The sequence below is a fragment of the Flavobacterium psychraerolatum genome (assembly GCF_025960985.1).
Classification (GTDB): domain Bacteria; phylum Bacteroidota; class Bacteroidia; order Flavobacteriales; family Flavobacteriaceae; genus Flavobacterium.
On sequence record NZ_JAOQMX010000001.1, the window covers coordinates 48,027 to 67,779 of the forward strand.

At 33.9% G+C, this 19,753-nt stretch carries 17 protein-coding genes; 12 read left to right on the forward strand and 5 right to left on the reverse strand.

Annotation, left to right across the window (positions count from 1 at the left end; genetic code table 11):
- Positions 1–7 precede the first annotated feature (7 nt).
- The gene (locus M2326_RS00295; protein WP_264617564.1) at positions 8–691 is read right to left on the reverse strand and encodes a tetratricopeptide repeat protein; all 684 of its coding nucleotides are present in this window, start codon (positions 689–691) and stop codon (positions 8–10) included.
- A 199-nt stretch (positions 692–890) separates the two neighbouring features.
- Here M2326_RS00295 and M2326_RS00300 point away from each other — a divergent pair, with 199 nt between their 5' ends.
- Positions 891–1,880 carry a glycosyltransferase family protein gene (locus M2326_RS00300; protein ID WP_264617565.1) on the forward strand — a complete coding sequence of 330 codons (990 nt, stop codon included), beginning with the start codon at positions 891–893 and terminating at the stop codon, positions 1,878–1,880.
- 169 nt (positions 1,881–2,049) lie between these two features.
- On the opposite strand, the gene obgE is transcribed toward M2326_RS00300, so the two are convergent.
- From obgE to hpt, 4 genes are all read right to left on the reverse strand, one after another.
- Positions 2,050–3,051 (reverse strand): GTPase ObgE, encoded by a 1,002-nt coding sequence (gene obgE, locus M2326_RS00305; protein WP_264617566.1) that lies wholly within the window; start codon positions 3,049–3,051, stop codon positions 2,050–2,052.
- Between the two features lie 74 nt (positions 3,052–3,125).
- Positions 3,126–4,349 (reverse strand): hemolysin family protein, encoded by a 1,224-nt coding sequence (locus M2326_RS00310; protein ID WP_413603250.1) that lies wholly within the window; start codon positions 4,347–4,349, stop codon positions 3,126–3,128.
- A gap of 263 nt (positions 4,350–4,612) precedes the next feature.
- The gene (locus M2326_RS00315; protein ID WP_108740304.1) at positions 4,613–5,185 is read right to left on the reverse strand and encodes an adenylate kinase; all 573 of its coding nucleotides are present in this window, start codon (positions 5,183–5,185) and stop codon (positions 4,613–4,615) included.
- Between the two features lie 23 nt (positions 5,186–5,208).
- Positions 5,209–5,742: a hypoxanthine phosphoribosyltransferase gene (gene hpt, locus M2326_RS00320; protein WP_170111541.1), complete on the reverse strand. Its 534-nt coding sequence runs from the start codon at positions 5,740–5,742 to the stop codon at positions 5,209–5,211.
- 89 nt (positions 5,743–5,831) lie between these two features.
- Between hpt and M2326_RS00325 the strand changes: the two genes are divergently transcribed.
- From M2326_RS00325 to M2326_RS00375, 11 genes are all read left to right on the forward strand, one after another.
- Positions 5,832–6,389: a hypothetical protein gene (locus M2326_RS00325; RefSeq protein ID WP_264617568.1), complete on the forward strand. Its 558-nt coding sequence runs from the start codon at positions 5,832–5,834 to the stop codon at positions 6,387–6,389.
- Positions 6,390–6,497: 108 nt separating this feature from the next.
- Positions 6,498–7,652, forward strand: coding sequence for a 5-(carboxyamino)imidazole ribonucleotide synthase (locus M2326_RS00330; protein WP_264617569.1), 1,155 nt, complete (start codon positions 6,498–6,500; stop codon positions 7,650–7,652).
- A 78-nt stretch (positions 7,653–7,730) separates the two neighbouring features.
- The gene (locus M2326_RS00335) at positions 7,731–9,047 is read left to right on the forward strand and encodes an AAA family ATPase (protein ID WP_264617570.1); all 1,317 of its coding nucleotides are present in this window, start codon (positions 7,731–7,733) and stop codon (positions 9,045–9,047) included.
- The gene (locus M2326_RS00340; protein ID WP_264617571.1) at positions 9,047–9,634 is read left to right on the forward strand and encodes a hypothetical protein; all 588 of its coding nucleotides are present in this window, start codon (positions 9,047–9,049) and stop codon (positions 9,632–9,634) included. Before M2326_RS00335 ends, M2326_RS00340 begins: the two co-directional genes overlap by 1 nt.
- Before the next feature lie 8 nt (positions 9,635–9,642).
- The gene (gene purE / locus M2326_RS00345) at positions 9,643–10,125 is read left to right on the forward strand and encodes a 5-(carboxyamino)imidazole ribonucleotide mutase (RefSeq protein ID WP_173856672.1); all 483 of its coding nucleotides are present in this window, start codon (positions 9,643–9,645) and stop codon (positions 10,123–10,125) included.
- Between the two features lie 60 nt (positions 10,126–10,185).
- Entirely contained in the window at positions 10,186–12,213 is a 2,028-nt protein-coding gene (locus tag M2326_RS00350) for a M3 family metallopeptidase (protein WP_264617572.1), read from the forward strand.
- A 144-nt stretch (positions 12,214–12,357) separates the two neighbouring features.
- A complete protein-coding gene (locus M2326_RS00355; protein WP_264617573.1) occupies positions 12,358–16,041 on the forward strand; it encodes a DEAD/DEAH box helicase in 3,684 nt (1,227 codons plus the stop codon).
- A gap of 125 nt (positions 16,042–16,166) precedes the next feature.
- Complete coding sequence (locus M2326_RS00360) at positions 16,167–17,816, forward strand: hypothetical protein (protein WP_264617574.1); 1,650 nt, start codon at positions 16,167–16,169, stop codon at positions 17,814–17,816.
- Positions 17,817–17,998: 182 nt separating this feature from the next.
- A complete protein-coding gene (locus M2326_RS00365; RefSeq protein ID WP_264617575.1) occupies positions 17,999–18,502 on the forward strand; it encodes a GbsR/MarR family transcriptional regulator in 504 nt (167 codons plus the stop codon).
- Positions 18,503–18,563: 61 nt separating this feature from the next.
- Positions 18,564–18,926, forward strand: a complete 363-nt coding sequence (locus M2326_RS00370) for a hypothetical protein (RefSeq protein WP_264617576.1) — start codon at positions 18,564–18,566, stop codon at positions 18,924–18,926.
- A complete protein-coding gene (locus M2326_RS00375; protein WP_264617577.1) occupies positions 18,923–19,744 on the forward strand; it encodes a DUF393 domain-containing protein in 822 nt (273 codons plus the stop codon). Before M2326_RS00370 ends, M2326_RS00375 begins: the two co-directional genes overlap by 4 nt.
- Positions 19,745–19,753: the final 9 nt, after the last annotated feature.

Below are 19,753 nucleotides of genomic sequence, written 5' to 3' on the forward strand. Positions count from 1 at the left end.
TTGACGTTTATTTTTGTTTGTAATCATCCAAAATCACTTTCGCTTTTTCTGGTTCGTTCATTTTATCTTTGTAGAGACTAGCTAATTTTTTATACGAATGCTTGGAGCCTCCTACCGCAATTGCTTTTTTATAATAATATTCAGCCGTTTTGTAGCGATTATAATATTCTTCAATATGCCCTCGCGCTAAATAGCCATCAACCGGTGACAAGGATAATAATTGATTGGAATAAGCAATTGCCTTGGACTCACTTCCACCAATAATTGCAGGAAGTTTGAGGTATAGTTCAATCAAAGCCCATCGTGCTTCAACATGTTTTGGATTCAACTCAACGGCTTTTTCAAAAGACGCTTTGATATCTCCAATCATTCCAAGTGCTCGAAACTTATTTACTGCCAATGCTTTCATACCCAATGCACCACCATACTTATAGTAATAATCCGCCTCATACGGCTTCAGTAGTTTGAGTTTACTGTAATATACTAACGCTTTATCCCAATATTTATTGAACCCCGCAATATCCCCCAATGCTTCTAAGGCTTTGAGATTATTGGCATCACTTTTTAATATCAATTCATACTGTTTTTGAGACTGCTCACTTTTATCCATGTCAAAATTTTCTTTGGCTTTCTCAAAGCTAGATTGAGCCATCAAAATCATTGGAAATAATAAAATAAAAAGATATTTCATTCTTCAAAAATAAAGAAAATTTTATAGGTATTCCTTATTTTTTGAAGAACCTCTCTTATAAATTACTTGATGAAATCATAACGGTAATAAAAACTTTAAAAAACCTTCTCCTAACAATTAGCTTTTACTTTAGTTGAATCAATTTAGAGCTTAAATTTTTATACAAAAAACATTTACTAGCTTTTATTATTAAAACCAAATGAAAATATTTTATGCTATCCAAGCCACTGGCAACGGGCACATCAGCAGGGCGACACAACTTTACCCTTATTTAAAGAAATTTGGCGAAGTCGATTTTTTTCTCAGCGGGAATAATGCTACTTTGGACATTGACCTTCCTGTAAAATTCAAGAGTAAAGGGTGCAGTTTGTATTATAGTAAATGTGGTGGTTTACACTATCCTAACATTGTGAAAAATATTCGACCCCGTCAAATTTACAAAGATGCCGATAATTTACCCTTAAAAAATTATGATGTCATCATAAATGATTTTGATTCGGTTACCGCTTTGGCATGCAAAATGCAAAAAGTTCATTCAGTACAATTTGGACATCAAGCAAGTTTCATTTCGGATAATACCCCTAGACCAGAAAAAAGAAGTATCATGGGCGAATTGATTTTCAAACATTATGCACCTGCACCTCAGAACCTCGGATTACATTTTGAGAATTACGATTCCTTTATTCGACCTCCCATTATTAAGGACGACATAGTACATTCCACGCCACAAAACCTCGGCCATATTACTGTTTACCTACCTTCTTTTGATAAGGAATGTCTCGAAAAAGCGTTCCAATCGTTACCTGATGTACATTTTCATTGGTTTTTGGACACTGTAGAACACGAACATGTGATTGGTAATATACACTTTTTCCCTGTGGGGCAAAAAAAATTCAATAAAAGTTTAATCAATTGCGATGGTATTATAACCGGTGGCGGATTTGAAACTCCAGCAGAAGCTTTATACCTCGGCAAGAAAATTTTATCGATTCCCATAAAAAATCATTATGAGCAAGAATGCAATGCTCAAGCCCTAAAGAAGCTAGGCGTTCCTGTAGTATATGATGTTGGAAATGATTTTGGTCAAATAATAGAAAATTGGCTGAATATGAACATTATCTATCCCAAAATGCAAGCCAATAATATTCCCGAAACTTTGGAGTATTTATTTGATAGCTATAAGCAATAAACAATACGCTATAACTCTTCAAATTCTCATACTAAGAACTATTTTTTAATAATGATTTTTGGGTTTTGATCGAATAGCGATTTCAAATGATCTGTAATAGTAAATTTAAAGCAAACAAGTCCGTTTCTAGATAGAAACGGACTTGTTTATTTTAAGAGAATAACCCTTATTAGTCGTTCAACATTTTCCAAAGTTTATCTTTCAACTCTGTTAATCCTTGTTGAGCTACAGAAGAGATAAACATGTATGGAATATCTTTGAATGCTTCGTCTAATTCTACTTTAAGTTCTTCTTGTAAACTATCATCTAGCATATCACATTTTGAAATAACCAACAAACGTTCTTTATCAAGCATTTCCGGATTGTATTTGGTCAATTCGTTAACCAAGATATCGTATTCCCCTTTGATGTCTGGCGTATCTACAGGTACAAGGAACAATAAGGTCGAATTACGCTCAATATGGCGTAAAAAGTAATGGCCTAAACCTTTTCCTTCTGCTGCACCTTCAATAATCCCTGGGATATCTGCTATTACAAAAGATTGAAAATCTCTGTAAGCGACGATTCCTAAGTTTGGTTTTAGAGTTGTAAACGGATAATCAGCAATTTTTGGTTTTGCTGAAGTCAATACAGAAAGTAAAGTTGATTTTCCCGCATTTGGGAAACCTACTAAACCAACATCTGCCAAGACTTTCAATTCAAGGATAACATCCATCTCTACTCCAGGCAATCCAGGTTGTGAGTAACGAGGTGTTTGATTGGTTGAACTTCTAAAGTGCCAGTTACCCAATCCACCTTTACCACCGCGAGAAAGAATTTGTTTCTCTCCATCATCGGTAATTTCAAAAAGGATTTCGCCTGTTTCTTTGTCTTTTACCACTGTTCCCAATGGCACTTCGATGAACTTATCATCTCCGTCGGCTCCCGTACTACGTGCGCCACCACCATCACCTCCGTGACCACCTTTGACGTGACGTGCAAACTTAAGGTGAAACAAAGTCCAAAGACTTTTACTTCCTACCAAAATTACGTGACCACCACGACCACCATCACCACCATCTGGTCCACCTTTTTCAATAAATTTTTCTCTATGTAAGTGAGTAGATCCTTTTCCACCTTTACCAGATGAAACAAATATTTTTACGTAATCTACAAAATTCCCCTCTGTCATATTTCCTATAGTATTCAGTCGCAGTCGCGGTTTTCAGTGCATATTACGACTAAAAACTTTGAATGAGAACTATTTTAATGTTTGATGGTTTTTACCATCACTTTATCAATCTTTGCGCCATCCATATCGATGACTGTTAATTCCATTTTTTGCCAAACTAGGATTTCGCCTTCTTTGGGTATGTGTGTCAATTCGGTCATGATTAGTCCGCTCACTGTGGTTACTTCATAATCATTGATTAAATCGTCTAGTTCAAAATAAGTCAAAAAATCGTGTAACGAATAATGTCCGTCCACGAGCCAACTACCATCTTTATTTTCTATAAGCTGAAAATCTTCCTTATGAAAATCGGATGCATCCCCCACTAAGGCTTCTAGTATATCATTCAGGGTAATCATTCCTTGAAAAACGCCATATTCATCGGAAACTAATGCGTAACGAACACTTGATTTTTTAAATTGTTCTAATGCTTTGTAAGCAGAAGTATACTCCATCATGTAGCGTGCTTGGCTCATGCTTTTTTGCAGGCTAAAGTCATCCTTTTCAATGTCTGCAAAAATATTTTTCAACTCTACTACTCCAACAATATCATCATATTTCTCTCCATAAACGGGGTAAATAGAATGAATTTCTTCTAAAATAATCTTTCGTACTTCCTCTTTATTTGCCTTCAAGGGTAATAGAACTACTGCTTTTCTATGCGTCATCAACGAATTGATTCGGCGATCTCCAATATGAAAAACACGTTCTACGATATCTTGTTCAATCTCTTGGATCTCTCCTCCTTCAGTACCTTCTTTTATGATGGCTTTTATTTCTTCTTCTGTTACCCTACCATCAGCAGTTGGTTTGATTTGCATCACCTTTAACAAAAACTCAGTTGAATTGGTCAACAACCAAATGAAAGGTGCTGTCACAATAGAAACTATTCTCATAGGCATAGCTACAAATTTTGCTATACGTTCTGGATGATTTAACCCAATACGTTTTGGCAACAACTCTCCCAAGACTAAAGAGAAAAAAGTTAAAACAACTACTACTACACCTACTGCAATTGTAGATGCATAGGGTCTTAATACTTCAAAAGTACTCACAAAATCCTGTACGTCAGTGGTGATTTTGTCTCCACTATAAATACCGGTTAAGATGCCTATTAAGGTGATTCCTATTTGTACCGTTGATAAAAATTTATTTGGGGAATTAGCCAGTTCTAGAGCAATTCTAGCGTTTTTATTCCCTTTTTTCGCGGCTGATTCTAGTCGATTTTTTCTAGCCGAAATCAATGCGATTTCAGACATTGAAAAAAGTCCGTTGAGGAGTATCAGAAAAAAAATAATAACTATTTCCACTTTTTATAAATTATGAAGTAAAAGACACATGTTGTTTATGGGTTCTTAATGGCTTTTGACCACTATTCGTTTTTAGCCCAGATGGTAGTGAAAAGCCCGGAGTTCCAAAAACTAATTTTTCTTGGCATAAAAGAGCGACTGAAAGAAGCTCCTTTTATGACTATAGAAAAATAGTTTTTGGAACGAGGACTTGTAACGTACAGCTGGATTGGCTACAAATTATCAATAACTTGTGTCAATCTTTGCGTGATTTCCTCTATTGTTCCGATACCATCAACGGCGTGAAACTTATTTTGTTCTTGATAGTACCCTATAAGAGGTGCTGTTTTCTCATTGTATTCATCGTAACGGTTACGAATTTTTTCTTCGTCCTGATCATCAGCTCTTCCTGAGGTTTTCCCTCTTTCTAATAAACGAGCAACTAGAATATTATCATCTGCCTCTAAGGCTATTGTTGCTGTAATATTCCAGTTTTTAATTTTCAAGAAGGTATCTAGCGCATCTGCTTGAGCGATTGTACGTGGGAATCCGTCGAATAAGAATCCAGCTGATTGCGTATTTTTATTCACCTCATCTTCTAACATTTTGATAGTCACTTCGTCTGGAACTAAGTCTCCTAAATCGATGTATGATTTTGCCAATTTCCCTAATTCGGTATCATTTTTCATGTTGAAACGAAAAATATCTCCTGTAGAAAGATGTGTCAAATTGTACTTTTCTTTTAAGAATTCTGCTTGTGTTCCTTTTCCTGCTCCTGGCTTCCCAAATAAAACAATGTTAATCATGATAGTTATGTGTAGTTATTTTTTTATTTATCGTTTAGCTGATATACTTCGGGTAGATTGCGTCCCAATTCATCATAATCCAATCCAAATCCAACGATGAATTTGTTTGGAATACTGATACCTATGTAATCAATTTTGATGTCTTTTTTGTAGGCTTCTGGTTTAAAGAAAAGAGTAGCGATTTTCAGCTCTTTTACATTTTGAGCTTTGAACAATTCTTTTAATTCAATCAAGGTATTTCCGGTATCAACAATATCCTCGATTATTACCACTGAGCGTCCTGTTAAGTCTTGGTTTAGACCTATTAATTCCTTAACCACTTCGGTAGTCGTTGTACCTTGGTACGATGCCATTTTTATAAAACTAACTTCACAGTTTTTTTTATAGTATTTCATGAAATCTGAAACAACCATAAATGAACCGTTGAGAACACCAATAAAAACTGGGGTTTCATGGCCAAAATCGGCCTCTACTTGTTTAGCTAAACTTTGTATTGCATCGTCTATTTCTTGTGCAGAAATAAATGGTACAAACATCTTGTCATGTAGTTGAATCACTTTTTGGAATTTAAAATAAAGGGCAAAGATACAGAATTCACATTTGAGTATTGCAATTGATTGATAATTTGTATTTTTAAAGCTTATTAATGAGTATCATGAACGAATTGACCACTATTATTGCGCAGACAACAGGCTATAAAAATAGTCGCCAAATGGCCGCCAACTATGTGATGGAGCACCCTGAACTGATGAATACCTTTATGCGAATTTGTTTCGAAATTGACAATGAAGACCACTACAAAGCTTGTTGGGCACTTGAACTCGTAGCGTATGAGAAACTGGAGTGGTTGCAACCTTATGTACCCTTGATTTGTTCGAAAAGTAAACTTTTGACGAATGAAAGTGCGATTAGACCCGTTGCTAAAGTATTGTTTTTACTGCTTGAAGCGCACTATAAAACCGGTAACAGCAGTATTCAATTTACTGATGTGGAGCGACAAAAGATGATTGCACTGCATTTTGATTGGTTAATCACAGATTGCAAAGTGGCAGCAAAGGTGTATGCCATGCGTTGCCTCTACCTATTAGGATTAGAATACAAGTGGATTCATCCTGAATTGCAAACCATTCTCATTAAAGATTTTAGCACTCATAGCGCGGGTTACAAAGCCGTATCGAAGCATATTTTGAAGAAACTAAAATAGCACTTTTCAATTTGACCTATATAAAGTATCTTTGCGGTAACACAGACAACTACTATGACACGAGCGAAGCAACTGCTTTTGAGTGTTAATAAACAACAACTAAAACAAATGAATTATTTTTCTTCTGATTTTAAATTGGGAATTCTAGGCGGTGGACAACTTGGTAAAATGTTGTTATTTGATACGCGAAAATTTGACATTCAAACGTATGTCCTTGATCCGAGTGAAGATGCACCTAGCAAGGTGGCGTGCAATCAATTTTTTCAAGGTGATTTGATGGACTTTGAAACGGTTTACAATTTTGGAAAAATAGTTGATGTTTTGACTTTTGAAATAGAGTTGGTAAATCTTGAGGCACTTGAAAAACTTGAAGCGGAAGGATTGCCTGTTTATCCTTCGCCAAAAACCTTGCGTTTGATTCAGAACAAAGGGATTCAGAAAGATTTTTATGTTCAGAAAAATATTCCATCGGCACCTTATACTCGTTTTCCAAATTTAAAAGCGTTGCAACATGCGGTTGAAATGGAAGAAATATTGATTCCGTTTGTGTGGAAATGCACTGAATTTGGTTATGACGGAAATGGTGTGAAAGTAATTCGCGCCACAACCGATTTTGAAGGTATGCCAGATGTAGAATGTATTGCAGAGGAAATGATTCCGTTCAAAAATGAATTGGCGGTGATTGTTTGCCGCAATCCATCGGGCGAAATAAAAACCTATCCTGTGGTCGAAATGGAATTTCACCCAGAAGCCAATCAGGTTGAATATGTGATTTGTCCTGCGCGCATTGACGACGCTGTTGCCGAAAAAGCGAGAGCGATTGCCTTGAATGTTTCGGAACAATTTAACCACGTTGGTTTATTGGCTGTAGAAATGTTTCAAACGGAAGACGACGAAATCCTTATCAACGAAGTGGCTCCTCGCCCACACAACTCTGGACATTACTCAATTGAAGCAAGTTACACCTCACAATTTGAAAATCATTTGCGTGCCGTACTTGACTTGCCTCTCGGAAATACCGAAAGTAAAGTGGCCGGAATCATGGTAAACTTAGTTGGTGAAGAAGGCTTTTCTGGAAATGTGGTTTACGAAAACATAGAAACCGTTTTAGGTTGGAACGGTGTGACACCACATATCTACGGTAAAAAACAAACCCGTCCTTTTAGAAAAATGGGGCACGTGACGATCGTGAACGCTGACATTAATGAAGCGAGACGAATTGCTGAGGATGTTAAGAATACGTTGAGAGTTATTAGTGAGTAGTTTTTGAGTTTTTAGTCGCAGTTTGCAGTCAAAAATGACAATAATTTTTTAATTAGCTTTGTAATAAAGTTTCCCCTTATGAAAATTTCAAAATTACATATAGAACAATATAGACATTTAGAAAATCTAGATTTTGATTTCACTTACCCTTTGGATTATAAGGACAAAGCGAAAGCGGGTAAACCTTTGGATAAAATTTGTTTTATTGGGCAAAGTGCTACAGGGAAGACTGGGTTGTTGGAATTGATTTATGAGCAAGTATGTAATTTACACAAAGCATATAAATATGAGGATAAAAACAACTTTTCAAATGAAAAAAATTCAGATGATTATTTATCCGGAATAATAGATTTTTCATTGGGTGACATAAATTATAAACTAAAAATTGAAGAAGAAAAAAAAATTCCAACAGTATATTATGAAATTCTCAACCAAACACTACTTAACCACAACGAGGATTACCAATCGCAAGTAATATTTGATTCAAAAAAACCTTCCTCTTATTTTAAAGCAAACTTAATTTCAGAGAAAAACCTCGAAATTTTCACGAAAAACCCAATTGATATTCTAGAAAAATATCGTGATGAAGTTCTAAATCCTAAAAGTGAGCTCACCAATCCTAATATCTTATTTGATGATAATGTAGCTCCTGAAATTTGGTTGTATCTCTTGAATGACATTTTACACTATCGTAAAAATTTTACTCAAATAATGACAGAGCTTGTCCATAAAGGATACATTAAAGATGTGGAAAAATTTCGTTTTGAATATGAGAAATGGCAAAAAGTCAATCCTAATGTACTAGAAAAGGTTGCTTTTAAACTAAATCCTCTATTTGAAAAATTAAATTTAGCAATTGATATCACCAATACAGAATATTCAGTACCAATTAAGAAAAAAACAACGGATGAGATAATTCCAATCCAAAATACCAGTACAGGAACTAAAGGATTGTTATTGTCGTTTCTACCTTTATTCAAACTAGACACCAAAGATTCCATTATTTTGATAGACGAACCAGAACGTTCGCTCTATCCAGACATGCAAATGGATTTAATGGATCATTATAAAAAATTGGCTCCCGAAGCACAGTTTATTGTTGCTACCCATTCACCTTTTATAGCAGCATCATTTGAACCTGAAGAACGTTTTATTCTTTATTTCGATGCAGAAGGAAAAGTAGCAGTACGTAGAGGTGAATCTCCTATTGGTGACGACCCTAATGATATACTTAAAAATGATTTTGGATTAGAATTTTTAATGAACAAAAAAGGTCTTGCTGCTTTTGAAAAATTTAAAAGTTTAAAAAAGCAGATTGCTATTGAAGAAAATGAAATAGTGAAAGATACTTTATTGACAGAAATTCTTCAATTAGCAAATGACTATAAATTTTAATGAAAAGGCAAATTAAAAATGCTAATTCAGTAGCAAAAGACATTAAGTATCTGCCTGGCGGAGACAATTCAGTTCTTCGTGAAATGCTTTTTAATGAACAAAAAGGATTTTGTGCTTACACTGAAACTTACTTAGGAAGAACAGACCAAAAAGACATTGACCATTTTAATCCATTAAAAGATTACGAAAAAAGAAACAATTACTTAAATATTTTTTTATGTAAGTCCCAATGGAATAAAGAAAAATCAAATAAATGGGCTGATTTTCAACCAGTCTTGTCTCCGTTTAATGATGACTTTGAAAAGAGAATTTCTTACAACAAAGAATTAAAATTTTTTGAGGCTGCAGATGAAAATGATCATGAAGCAATATTTCTAGTCAAACTATTGAAATTAGATGATTACGACTTATCTATTGAACGAAGAAAATACATTGATTTAACTTTAGAATTAATGTCATACTATGAAAGCCCAACCATATATTTTAGCAAAGTTGTTCAAAAGAATATATCTGAGCTTAAATTCATTAGAAGTTTAGAAGAAGAATTCAATATAAATATTTGGGATTTAATCCCCCAACCAAAATAAACATAAAAATGAAAGTAGCCGTAATCATGGGAAGCATCTCTGACATGCCTGTAATGCAAGATGCCATCGATATATTAAAATCATTCCACATTGAAGTAGAAGTTGATATAGTATCTGCTCACAGAACACCTGAAAAGTTATTTGATTTTAGTCAAAACGCTCATACACGTGGGATATCCGTTATTGTAGCGGGTGCGGGCGGTGCAGCGCATTTGCCTGGAATGGTGGCTTCAATGTCTCCCCTACCTGTAATTGGTGTTCCTGTAAAATCTAGTAATTCTATTGACGGATGGGATTCTGTTTTGTCAATTTTACAGATGCCTGGTGGCGTTCCTGTTGCAACTGTCGCTTTGAACGGTGCCAAAAATGCTGGAATATTAGCCGCTCAAATTATTGGGAGCAGCAACAAGGAAATTCTTGATCGCATCATTGCCTATAAACTAGAATTGAAAGAAGCAGTGATTACCGCTTCTGAAAATTTGAAAAAATAAAAATATTTTAAAAATACCCGATCAGGGTTTAAAAACCTGATCGAGTTAAATAAATAAAACATGAACATCCTAACACAATATTTCAAAACCAAACATAATACGGCGCCTTTTTCGCAGATTAAAAATGAAGATTATTTGCCTGCGATACAAGAAGGAATTACTTTGGCGAAAGCTGAAATTGATGCTATTGCTAATAATCTGGAAGCACCGACTTTTGAAAACACAATTGTCGCCATGGATTACACCGGTGATATTTTGGATAGAGCGTCAAGCATCTTTTTTAATTTGAACTCGGCAGAGACGAATGACGAAATGCAAAAAATCGCTCAGGAAGCTTCGCCGTTACTATCTGAATTTGGGAATGATATTACATTGAACCCAGAATTGTTTGCACGTGTGAAAGCGGTTTATGATGCTAAAGCTACATTGACACTTACACCAGAACAAAGCACTTTATTAGACAAAAAATACAAAAGTTTTTCTCGAAATGGAGCCAATCTAGCCGAAGACAAAAAAGACCAATTGCGTGCAATTGACAAAGAATTATCTAAATTAAGTTTGCAGTTTGGCGAAAATATTTTGGCTGAAACCAATGCTTTCGAAATGCATTTAACCGACGAAAAGGATTTGGCTGGACTACCAGAAGGAACTATCGAAGCCGCGCGCTCTTTGGCCAAAGCTCAAGAAAAAGAGGGTTGGATTTTTACATTAGATCACCCGAGCTACGTTCCGTTTATGACGTATGCAGACAATCGTGAATTGCGTAAAAAACTAGCGATTGCCTTTGGTGCCAGAGGTTTTCAAAATAACGAATTTGACAATCAAGAAATTGTTTTGAAAATTGCTAAACTTCGTTTTAATAGAGCACAATTATTAGGTTATGCGACCCATGCTCATTTTGTATTGGAAGAACGTATGGCGCAAAGTCCAGAAAAAGTACTTTCTTTTTCGAATGATATGCTAGCCAAAGCAAAACCTGCAGCATTGAAAGAATTTGAAGAGTTAACAGCTTTCGCCAAAAAACTAGACGGAATCGAACAACTAGAAAAATGGGACGGTGGTTATTATGCCGAAAAATTGAAACAACAACTTTTCAATTTGGATGACGAAAAATTGAAGCCTTATTTCCAGTTGGAGAAAGTATTGAACGGTGCTTTTACAATCGCTGATAAATTATACGGTTTGACTTTTACCGAAGTATTTGACATTGACAAATACCATCCTGAGGTAATGACCTACGAAGTTACCGATGAGAAAAAGGATTTAGTTGCTATTTTCTACGCTGATTTTTTCCCTCGAAAAGGAAAACGTAACGGTGCTTGGATGACTTCGTTCAAATCGCAATATGTAAAAAACGGAATCAACGAAAGACCACATGTGTCTAACGTTTGTAATTTTACCAAACCAACAGAAACCAAACCTTCGTTACTAACTTTTAATGAAGTAACGACTTTGTTTCATGAATTCGGACATGGTTTACACGGAATGTTAGCCAACACTATTTACCCGAGTTTGTCTGGTACATCCGTATTTTGGGATTTTGTAGAATTACCAAGTCAGGTGATGGAAAATTGGTGTTACGAGCCAGAAGCTTTGGCTTTGTTCGCAACGCACTACCAAACTGGTGAAGTGATTCCGCAAGAATATGTAGAGAAAATTAAAGAAAGCGCGAGTTTCCACGAAGGATTGGCAACGATGCGTCAATTGAGTTTTGGACTTTTAGATATGGGATGGCACGGACAAGACCCTACGGGAATCACGTCTGTAAAAGCATTCGAAAAAGAGCAATTTGAATCTACTAGATTATACCCAGAGGTTGCCGAAAACGCCATGAGTACGGCTTTCTCGCATATTTTTCAAGGTGGTTATTCATCAGGATATTATAGCTATAAATGGGCTGAAGTACTAGATGCAGATGCTTTTGAATTTTTCCAAGAAAAAGGTATTTTCAATAGAGAAGTTGCTACCAAATTCAAAGACAATGTACTTTCAAAAGGAGGAACAGAACCACCAATGGAATTGTACAAACGCTTTAGAGGACAAGAACCGAAGCCGGATGCTTTATTGAAAAGAGCGGGGCTTTTATAGATTTTCGATTGTTGATTAGCGTCCCGATGGTTCCGGGATTGATTGCAGATATCAAACCGAAGTAGTGATGCTTCGGTTTTTTTTATACAAAAAAAGTTTCGAAAAAAAACTTATCAGTATATTTGGATAAAAAAGGCCTTATCAATGGACGTTTCTGCAATTAAAAAATACATTAAGCACAATAGTAATCCCAATTCAAGAAGTAATTCTAGACAAGTTGAACTTTACAATCTTGACCAAGATGACAGGATTTTTAATTTTGAATGCTTAGGAAGCTATGGCGACTATTACCAAATAAACATTGACATACAGGAGCCAATAAGTAGTTCTTGCACTTGTCTTTATAAAACAAATTACCCTGGTATTTGTAAACATATAATTGCAGCTTTAAACTCCATTATTATAGAGCATTTAAAAGAAAAAACTCAATCCGTCACGGAAGCTACAATCCAAACCCTTTTTGAAAATCTTGAATACGAAAATAAAACCGAAAAATTGAAACCCAATCAAGTAAAGTTAACTAACGGAATTATCAGCCCATCAATAATCAACAAATGGACGGTGGCTTCTCACTATAGAGGGTACCAATTTAATAACCCGGAAATAAAATCTGCTTCGCTAACCGAAGTGATTGTCAAATCATCGGGTTGGGATCCTCACGAACAACACTTTCAATACACCTCTGAAACAGAGATTCTTCAATATGATTGTAATTGCGTGCAAACAACAAAAACATGTGAGCATATTGGCACTGCTCTTAACGAAATAGTAGCGGTTTTTGGAGATAATTTATTTTCGAAAACTTATTTTGAAGAAAAAACTGTTGAAGCAATTACTGCTCAAGGATTTACTACTAATGACGATTATAACAGCGTATTCAGCTTTAGCATCACCCCAAAAGGATTTGTTGCTAAACCAAAATTTAAAAATATAACTACAGATTCCAGAGATTTTTCTAAATTATTTGAAGACGATGAAGATTACACTACATTAAATTTACCCCTACCTGAAAATCAAGAAAGCAATTTCGGACTGGGTATTTGCTTTGAGTTTGAAGGTAAAAAGTTTGAAACAACATGCCTTTTTCAAGCAAAGTATAACAAAACAAAAACAGATTTCGCCTCAACAATAGCTCCTATAACAAGTTATAACTTTGTAGATGCATTAACAATATACGACTCAAACGAGGAACACAGTTTGATTGCAAAATCAATACAAATAAATGAAGCCTTAGCAAAGTACAAATCAACCAGAGACATTACTTTTTTAAAAAAAGCTTTTGCATCCAATCAAGATTTTATTAAGATTGCACGAAATAAATTGTGCTACAGTTACAACATTAGAAACACTCTTGTACGCAAGAATTTAAAGCCAATCGTTTTTGAAAATAAAATAGTCACTTTATTTTTCATTCTAACTGAGACTACCTATTTCTATACCTTGAAAGCCAAAATCTCAATTAATGACAAAAACTACAACTTGAATGCTACAGCAATACAAATAACACCTTTATATATTTTCGCAGACGAGGTCGTGATTCCCTTAAAAGACAGCCGTTTATCGATATATTTAAACTATTATAAGGATTTAGCCGAAATAAATTATCTCAAAAAAGACACTCCTGATTTTTTTGAAAAAATAATAAAACCGTTATCTAAAAAATTTAAAGTTGAGTCGAAGCTTTTCAAAAAAGCAAAAGAACAAATCAACGAAAACGGCTTAGAGAAACAGGTTTATTTAACAGACCATCTTGGCGAATATATCACATTTACACTTGCTATAAAGTACCCTGACCAACTTGTCGAACTTCAGTCCTCTGAGATGCTGTACGATCCGAAAACAGACAAATACCAAGACCGAAATCAATCTTTTGAAGATAACTTCCTTGAGGAATTCAAACAATTGCATCCTGAATTTTCTCAACAAGAAGAGCTCTTTTTCCTAAGTCCTGATCAGCTTTTTGAAAACTACTGGATGTTGCATTCTATTGAGCGAATGAAACAAATGGGAATTAATGTTTTTGGTGCAAACGATTTAAAATCATTCAAATTCAACTTAAACAAAGCCGTTATTAGGGTAAATCTAAAGTCGGATATTGATTGGTTTGATATTGAAATTGACATTAGTTTTGGAAATCAAAAAGTCAATATAAAAGACTTGCAAAAAGCATTTTTAAAGAAGTCTAATTATGTGACGCTTGGCGATGGTACTTTAGGGATTCTTCCGGAGGAATGGATGAAAAAGTTTGCCAATTACTTTAAAACAGGAGAAGTAAAGAAGAATGGTATTCAGATCTCCAATTATCAATTTGGAATAATTGATGAACTGTATGAAGAAATAGAAACTAAACCAGCGTTTCTAGAAGAGTTGTACAACAAGAAAATGCGTTTGCAAAATATATCCGAAATCGAAACTATTGCAATTCCAAAAGGAATCAAAGCTACATTAAGAGAGTACCAACACCATGGCTTAAATTGGTTGGCATTTTTAGATAAAAACCAATTAGGTGGATGTTTGGCTGACGATATGGGATTGGGGAAAACCCTGCAAACTATCACTTTTTTGCAACACCTTAAGTTAAAAAACCCAAAAGGGCAGCCTTCGCTAATCATTGCACCTACATCGCTAATCTTTAATTGGAATAACGAAATTGAAAAGTTTTGCCCAACGCTAAAAATCTTAACTTTTACTGGTGCGAATCGCTCAGAGAACAAAGACAAATTCAATAAGTACGATCTAATCATTTCTACTTACGGCTCCTTGCTAAATGATATTGAGTTCCTCAAGGATTTTAAATTTAATTATATCATTTTAGACGAAAGTCAAGCGATAAAAAACCCAAACTCCAAACGTTATAAAGCTGTACGATTGTTGAATTCGTACAATAAAATTGCACTTACAGGTACGCCTATCGAGAATAATACCTTTGATTTGTATGCGCAGCTTAATTTCTTGAATCCTGGATTATTGGGTAATATGACCCACTTCAAAACCAATTTTTCTGATGCGATCGACAAAGAAAAAGACGTTGATGCATCGCAAATATTAGGTAAAATCATCGCTCCGTTTATGTTGCGAAGAACAAAAGAGCAAGTCGCTACAGAACTGCCAGAAAAAACTGAAAGCATCATTTTTTGCGAAATGGAAAAAGAACAACGCAAAGTATATGATACGTTCAAAAATAAATACCGCGATTATCTACTCAACAAAATAGACGAGAATGGAGTAGAAAAATCGCAAATGTATATCTTGGATGGATTGACCAAATTAAGACAAATTTGCAACTCGACAGCCCTGATTCCATCAGAAGAAGATTTCGGAAATTACTCCGTAAAACTGGAAACCTTAATAGAAAATATCAAAGAAAAAACAGGAAATCACAAAATTCTAGTCTTTTCACAATTTGTAAAAATGCTTCAAATTGTAAAAACTCGTTTGGAGGAAGAGCATATTACTTTTGAATATTTGGATGGACAAACCACCAATAGACAAGACCGTGTAGAAAATTTTCAAAACAATGCTGATGTTCGAGTTTTCTTAATTAGTTTGAAAGCGGGAGGAACAGGACTCAATCTTACCGAAGCAGATTATGTTTTCATCATTGACCCATGGTGGAATCCCGCAGTCGAAAACCAAGCTATCGACCGCTGTTACCGCATTGGACAAACGAAAAAAGTTATGGCTTATCGAATGATTTGTAAAGATACTATTGAAGAAAAAATTGTTTCCTTACAGCAAAAAAAGAAAAATGTAGCATCGAGTATTATTTCAATAGACGAGGAGAAAAAATCGTTTGATATTAATGAGGTGAAGGAATTGTTTAGATAGAATAAATTATTATACGAATCAATACTGTTCAAAATAAAGAACAGTAACTACAAACACTTTAAGAGAACAAAAACTGACCTCTAAAATATGTTAAAGAGGGCGATGTAAAATATAACCATAATCCAATGAATATAACAGCTTTTTTAAAAGAAAACCATTCTAAACTAAAAACAACTCAAAAACTAAAAGTGAGAGATTTAGACAAAATAGATGCGTTTTCGACAGTTGCCTATGTTGATGATAAAAATGAAAGTTATGATGTGAAAATTGTGATTGATAGTCGCAAAAATATTATTGACACCATTTGTGATTGCCAAGAAGGAGGCATCTGTAACCATGTTTTTGCCTTAGTTTTACATATTTCAGAAAGTAAAACAGAAAAAACCCTTAAAAAACCAAGAGCAAAAAAACTAACAGACACTGATATCTTATTAAATTCTCTAGACAATGAAAACTTACGTTTTTGGCTTTCTGAGGTTTTAAATACCAATAAAGAATTAGCATTTTTATTTAAAAATCAATTTGAAGTTAAGCAACAAGATTTTGACACCGACTTTATCGAAAAAATCATCAAAGAAAGTTTACAATCGGTAATTGGTAAACGCAGAAAAATAGAAACTGCAGAAGTCAAAAAAATTGTAGACGCATTAACGCTGGCTTCAAAGGAGTTATTAGAACACTTATGTTTTGCTCCAATAACAGATGAAAAATACAAATTAACACTATTTTTAATTGAGAAATTAGAGGCTATACATTACGAGTATCAAATAAACAGCATTAAAATAAACCGTTTTATCGAATCTATTTTAGCCGATTTAATCAAAAATCTATTTACCCTAAAAGATATTGATGTTTGGGAACAAAGCGTAAAATTCTATTTCTCGAAAATATTTCAAGAAAAATTTTTAACACATGAATTTGAACAGTGCCAAAAAATATATGAGTTTTCAAAAATAAACAAGAACCAAGAAAACTACATAGTACAATTCATTGAACAAAACGTTGAGGTAAATTTCGAACAATCAAAACTCCATTATTATGATTATGGTCACGAGATGACTACTTTTATTTTTAAAATTTTCACAGAAAATAATTTATTCCATAAACACGCAAACAAATTTAGACCGCGATTGTTTCAAAACGACTATAATATTAAATTGTTAGATGCATTAATGGAGCTACAATATTATGATTCTGTTGAAGTATATTGTACTGAAATTATAGAACGTAATTATCAAGAAAAATACAATGTTCCTTATATTAGATTTCTGGTTGCTATATATAAATCCAACAATGAGAATGAAAAGTTAGCCAAATTGTATAGTGTTTACGGAAAATTTATTTATGATATTAAGGTCTATAATTTTATAAAAGAAAATTTACCTGTAGATGAATTTAAAAAATATAGGATGTCTGCTTTTAGCCACGCTCGCAATAGTTATCAATCAGGTGATTTGGAAGCGTTTAATTTTTATTTTGAGATTAAAAAACTAGACGAAAAACAAGATGATTTGTTTGAGATGCTAAAAAATAGTAGAAACATATCCTTCCTTAATAAATATAAAGAAATAGCGTTTGGTATAAACGAAAACTTGCTAATTGGAACACTATTATCATTTGATTACAACTATTATGACAAAATCGAAGAAATTGAAAGTCTAGCTCAATTTTTAGTTAAAAACGTAAATACCGAAAAATTAAAGATTTCTTTGAAGCAGTATTCACGCTACAGTTACAGCGGATTTTATAAAAAATTGACTGAATTGCTAAACTAAGTAAGCCAATAGCTTAAAGTTAATAAAACTTACTTATCCCATACTTACATACCCGATTATGTTTTACATTTATGAAAACACAAACTTTCATTTATTTTTGAAAGTTTAAAAACTTTTACATACATTTGTACTATGACAATGAGCAATTATCCGATTTGCATTAAAAATAACAAAAGCGTCTAATGAAATTCAAAGAAGCAAAAAATAAGTTTGTACAAACCTGGGGAGCACTAGGATCGCAATGGGGAATTAATAAAACCATGGCGCAAATTCACGCGCTTTTGATGGTTTCAGCAGAACCGGTTTCTATGGAAGATGTGATGGAAGAATTGCAAATTTCCCGTGGTAATGCTAGTATGAACTTACGCGCTTTGATGGATTGGGGAATTGTTTACAAAGAATACAAAGCGGGAGAACGTAGAGAGTTTTTTACCGCTGAAAAAGACCTAGACGAATTAGCCGTAAAAATAGCTAGAGAACGCAGTAAAAGAGAAATCAAACCTGCTTTGAAAGTTTTAAAAGAAGTTTCCTCTATTAGTGCGAATCAAACAGCAGAAGAAAAACATTTTGTAGATCAAACAACCAAATTGTATGATTTCGTTTTAAAAGCCGATAATGTTTTAGACAAAATCACCGAATACAAAGACAATTGGTTGACTAAGCTCGTTGTGAAATTCATGAAGTAAAATCAAAAAAATTTAATCAAAACTTTCATTTTTTTCTGAAAGTTTAAAAATAAAAAGAATTATGAAAATACTGAATTTTTTAAACCTAGCGATTGTTCTAACTGTAGTAATAACTGGAATATTAAGTCCTTTCATCAAAGATTGCGGACTTATTGTTTTCTTCACTGGACTATTTATAATGCCAGCCTATCAGCTATTATCTGGACTCATTTGGTTGACAAACGAAACTAATAACAAAGATGTGACTAATTATTTCAAAGGTGTTTTATGCTATTTCTTTTTAATGTTCGCCATTTCATTATTACACAACTCTTTTATAAATCAATCAGTAATTGAAAGCATAATGATGTGTGTAGGAGTTTCTATACCTATACTACTCGCTTTGTATTTTACTTTCATACTAAACAAAAACGCAAGAAGATGAAAACCCTAGCCGACCACACCCTTCTTTACGACGAAGAATGCCCAATGTGCAACCTCTACACTGCAGGTTTTATCAAAGCAAACATGTTAGATAATCAAGGTAGAAAACCATTTGTAAATATTACAACTGAAGAAGAAAACTATATTGATATACAAAGAGCCAAAAATGAAATAGCCTTAGTTGACACCCAAAACAAAAGAGTTTACTACGGTATTGAAAGTCTATTAAAAGTAATAGGGAATTCTTTTCCATGGATGGAGAAACTGGGCAATTGGAAACCTATAAATTACTTTTTGAAAAAGCTGTACAAATTCATCTCTTACAACCGAAAAGTAATAGTACCTAGTAAACTGAAAATAGAACACAAGATAAATTGCATTCCAGATTTTAATATAAAATATCGTTTGTTTTATATTGCATTTGCAACTTTATTTACCGCATTGGTTTTATTTCAATACGCAGAATTGATTGTCTTTTTACCAAAAGCTACTTTCGTTAGAGAAATCCTTCTAGCAACTGGACAAATAGGTTTTCAAGCGCTTTTTATTCAAAAATTAGACAAACATAAACAATTGAATTACATTGGGAATTTAGTCACCGTTTCTATAATAGGAAGTTTACTTTTGATACCGATACTATTCTTAAACTGCTATTTTAATTTAAATGAATATTTTATTATAGCTTGGTTTGGATTAATCGTAAACTTTATGATTTACGAACATTATAGAAGAATCAGTTTACTCGAATTACCCAAATATCTAACTCTAACATGGATTTTGTATCGAATACTAGCTTTGGCAATTATCTTAAATTTTTAATTTTAACAT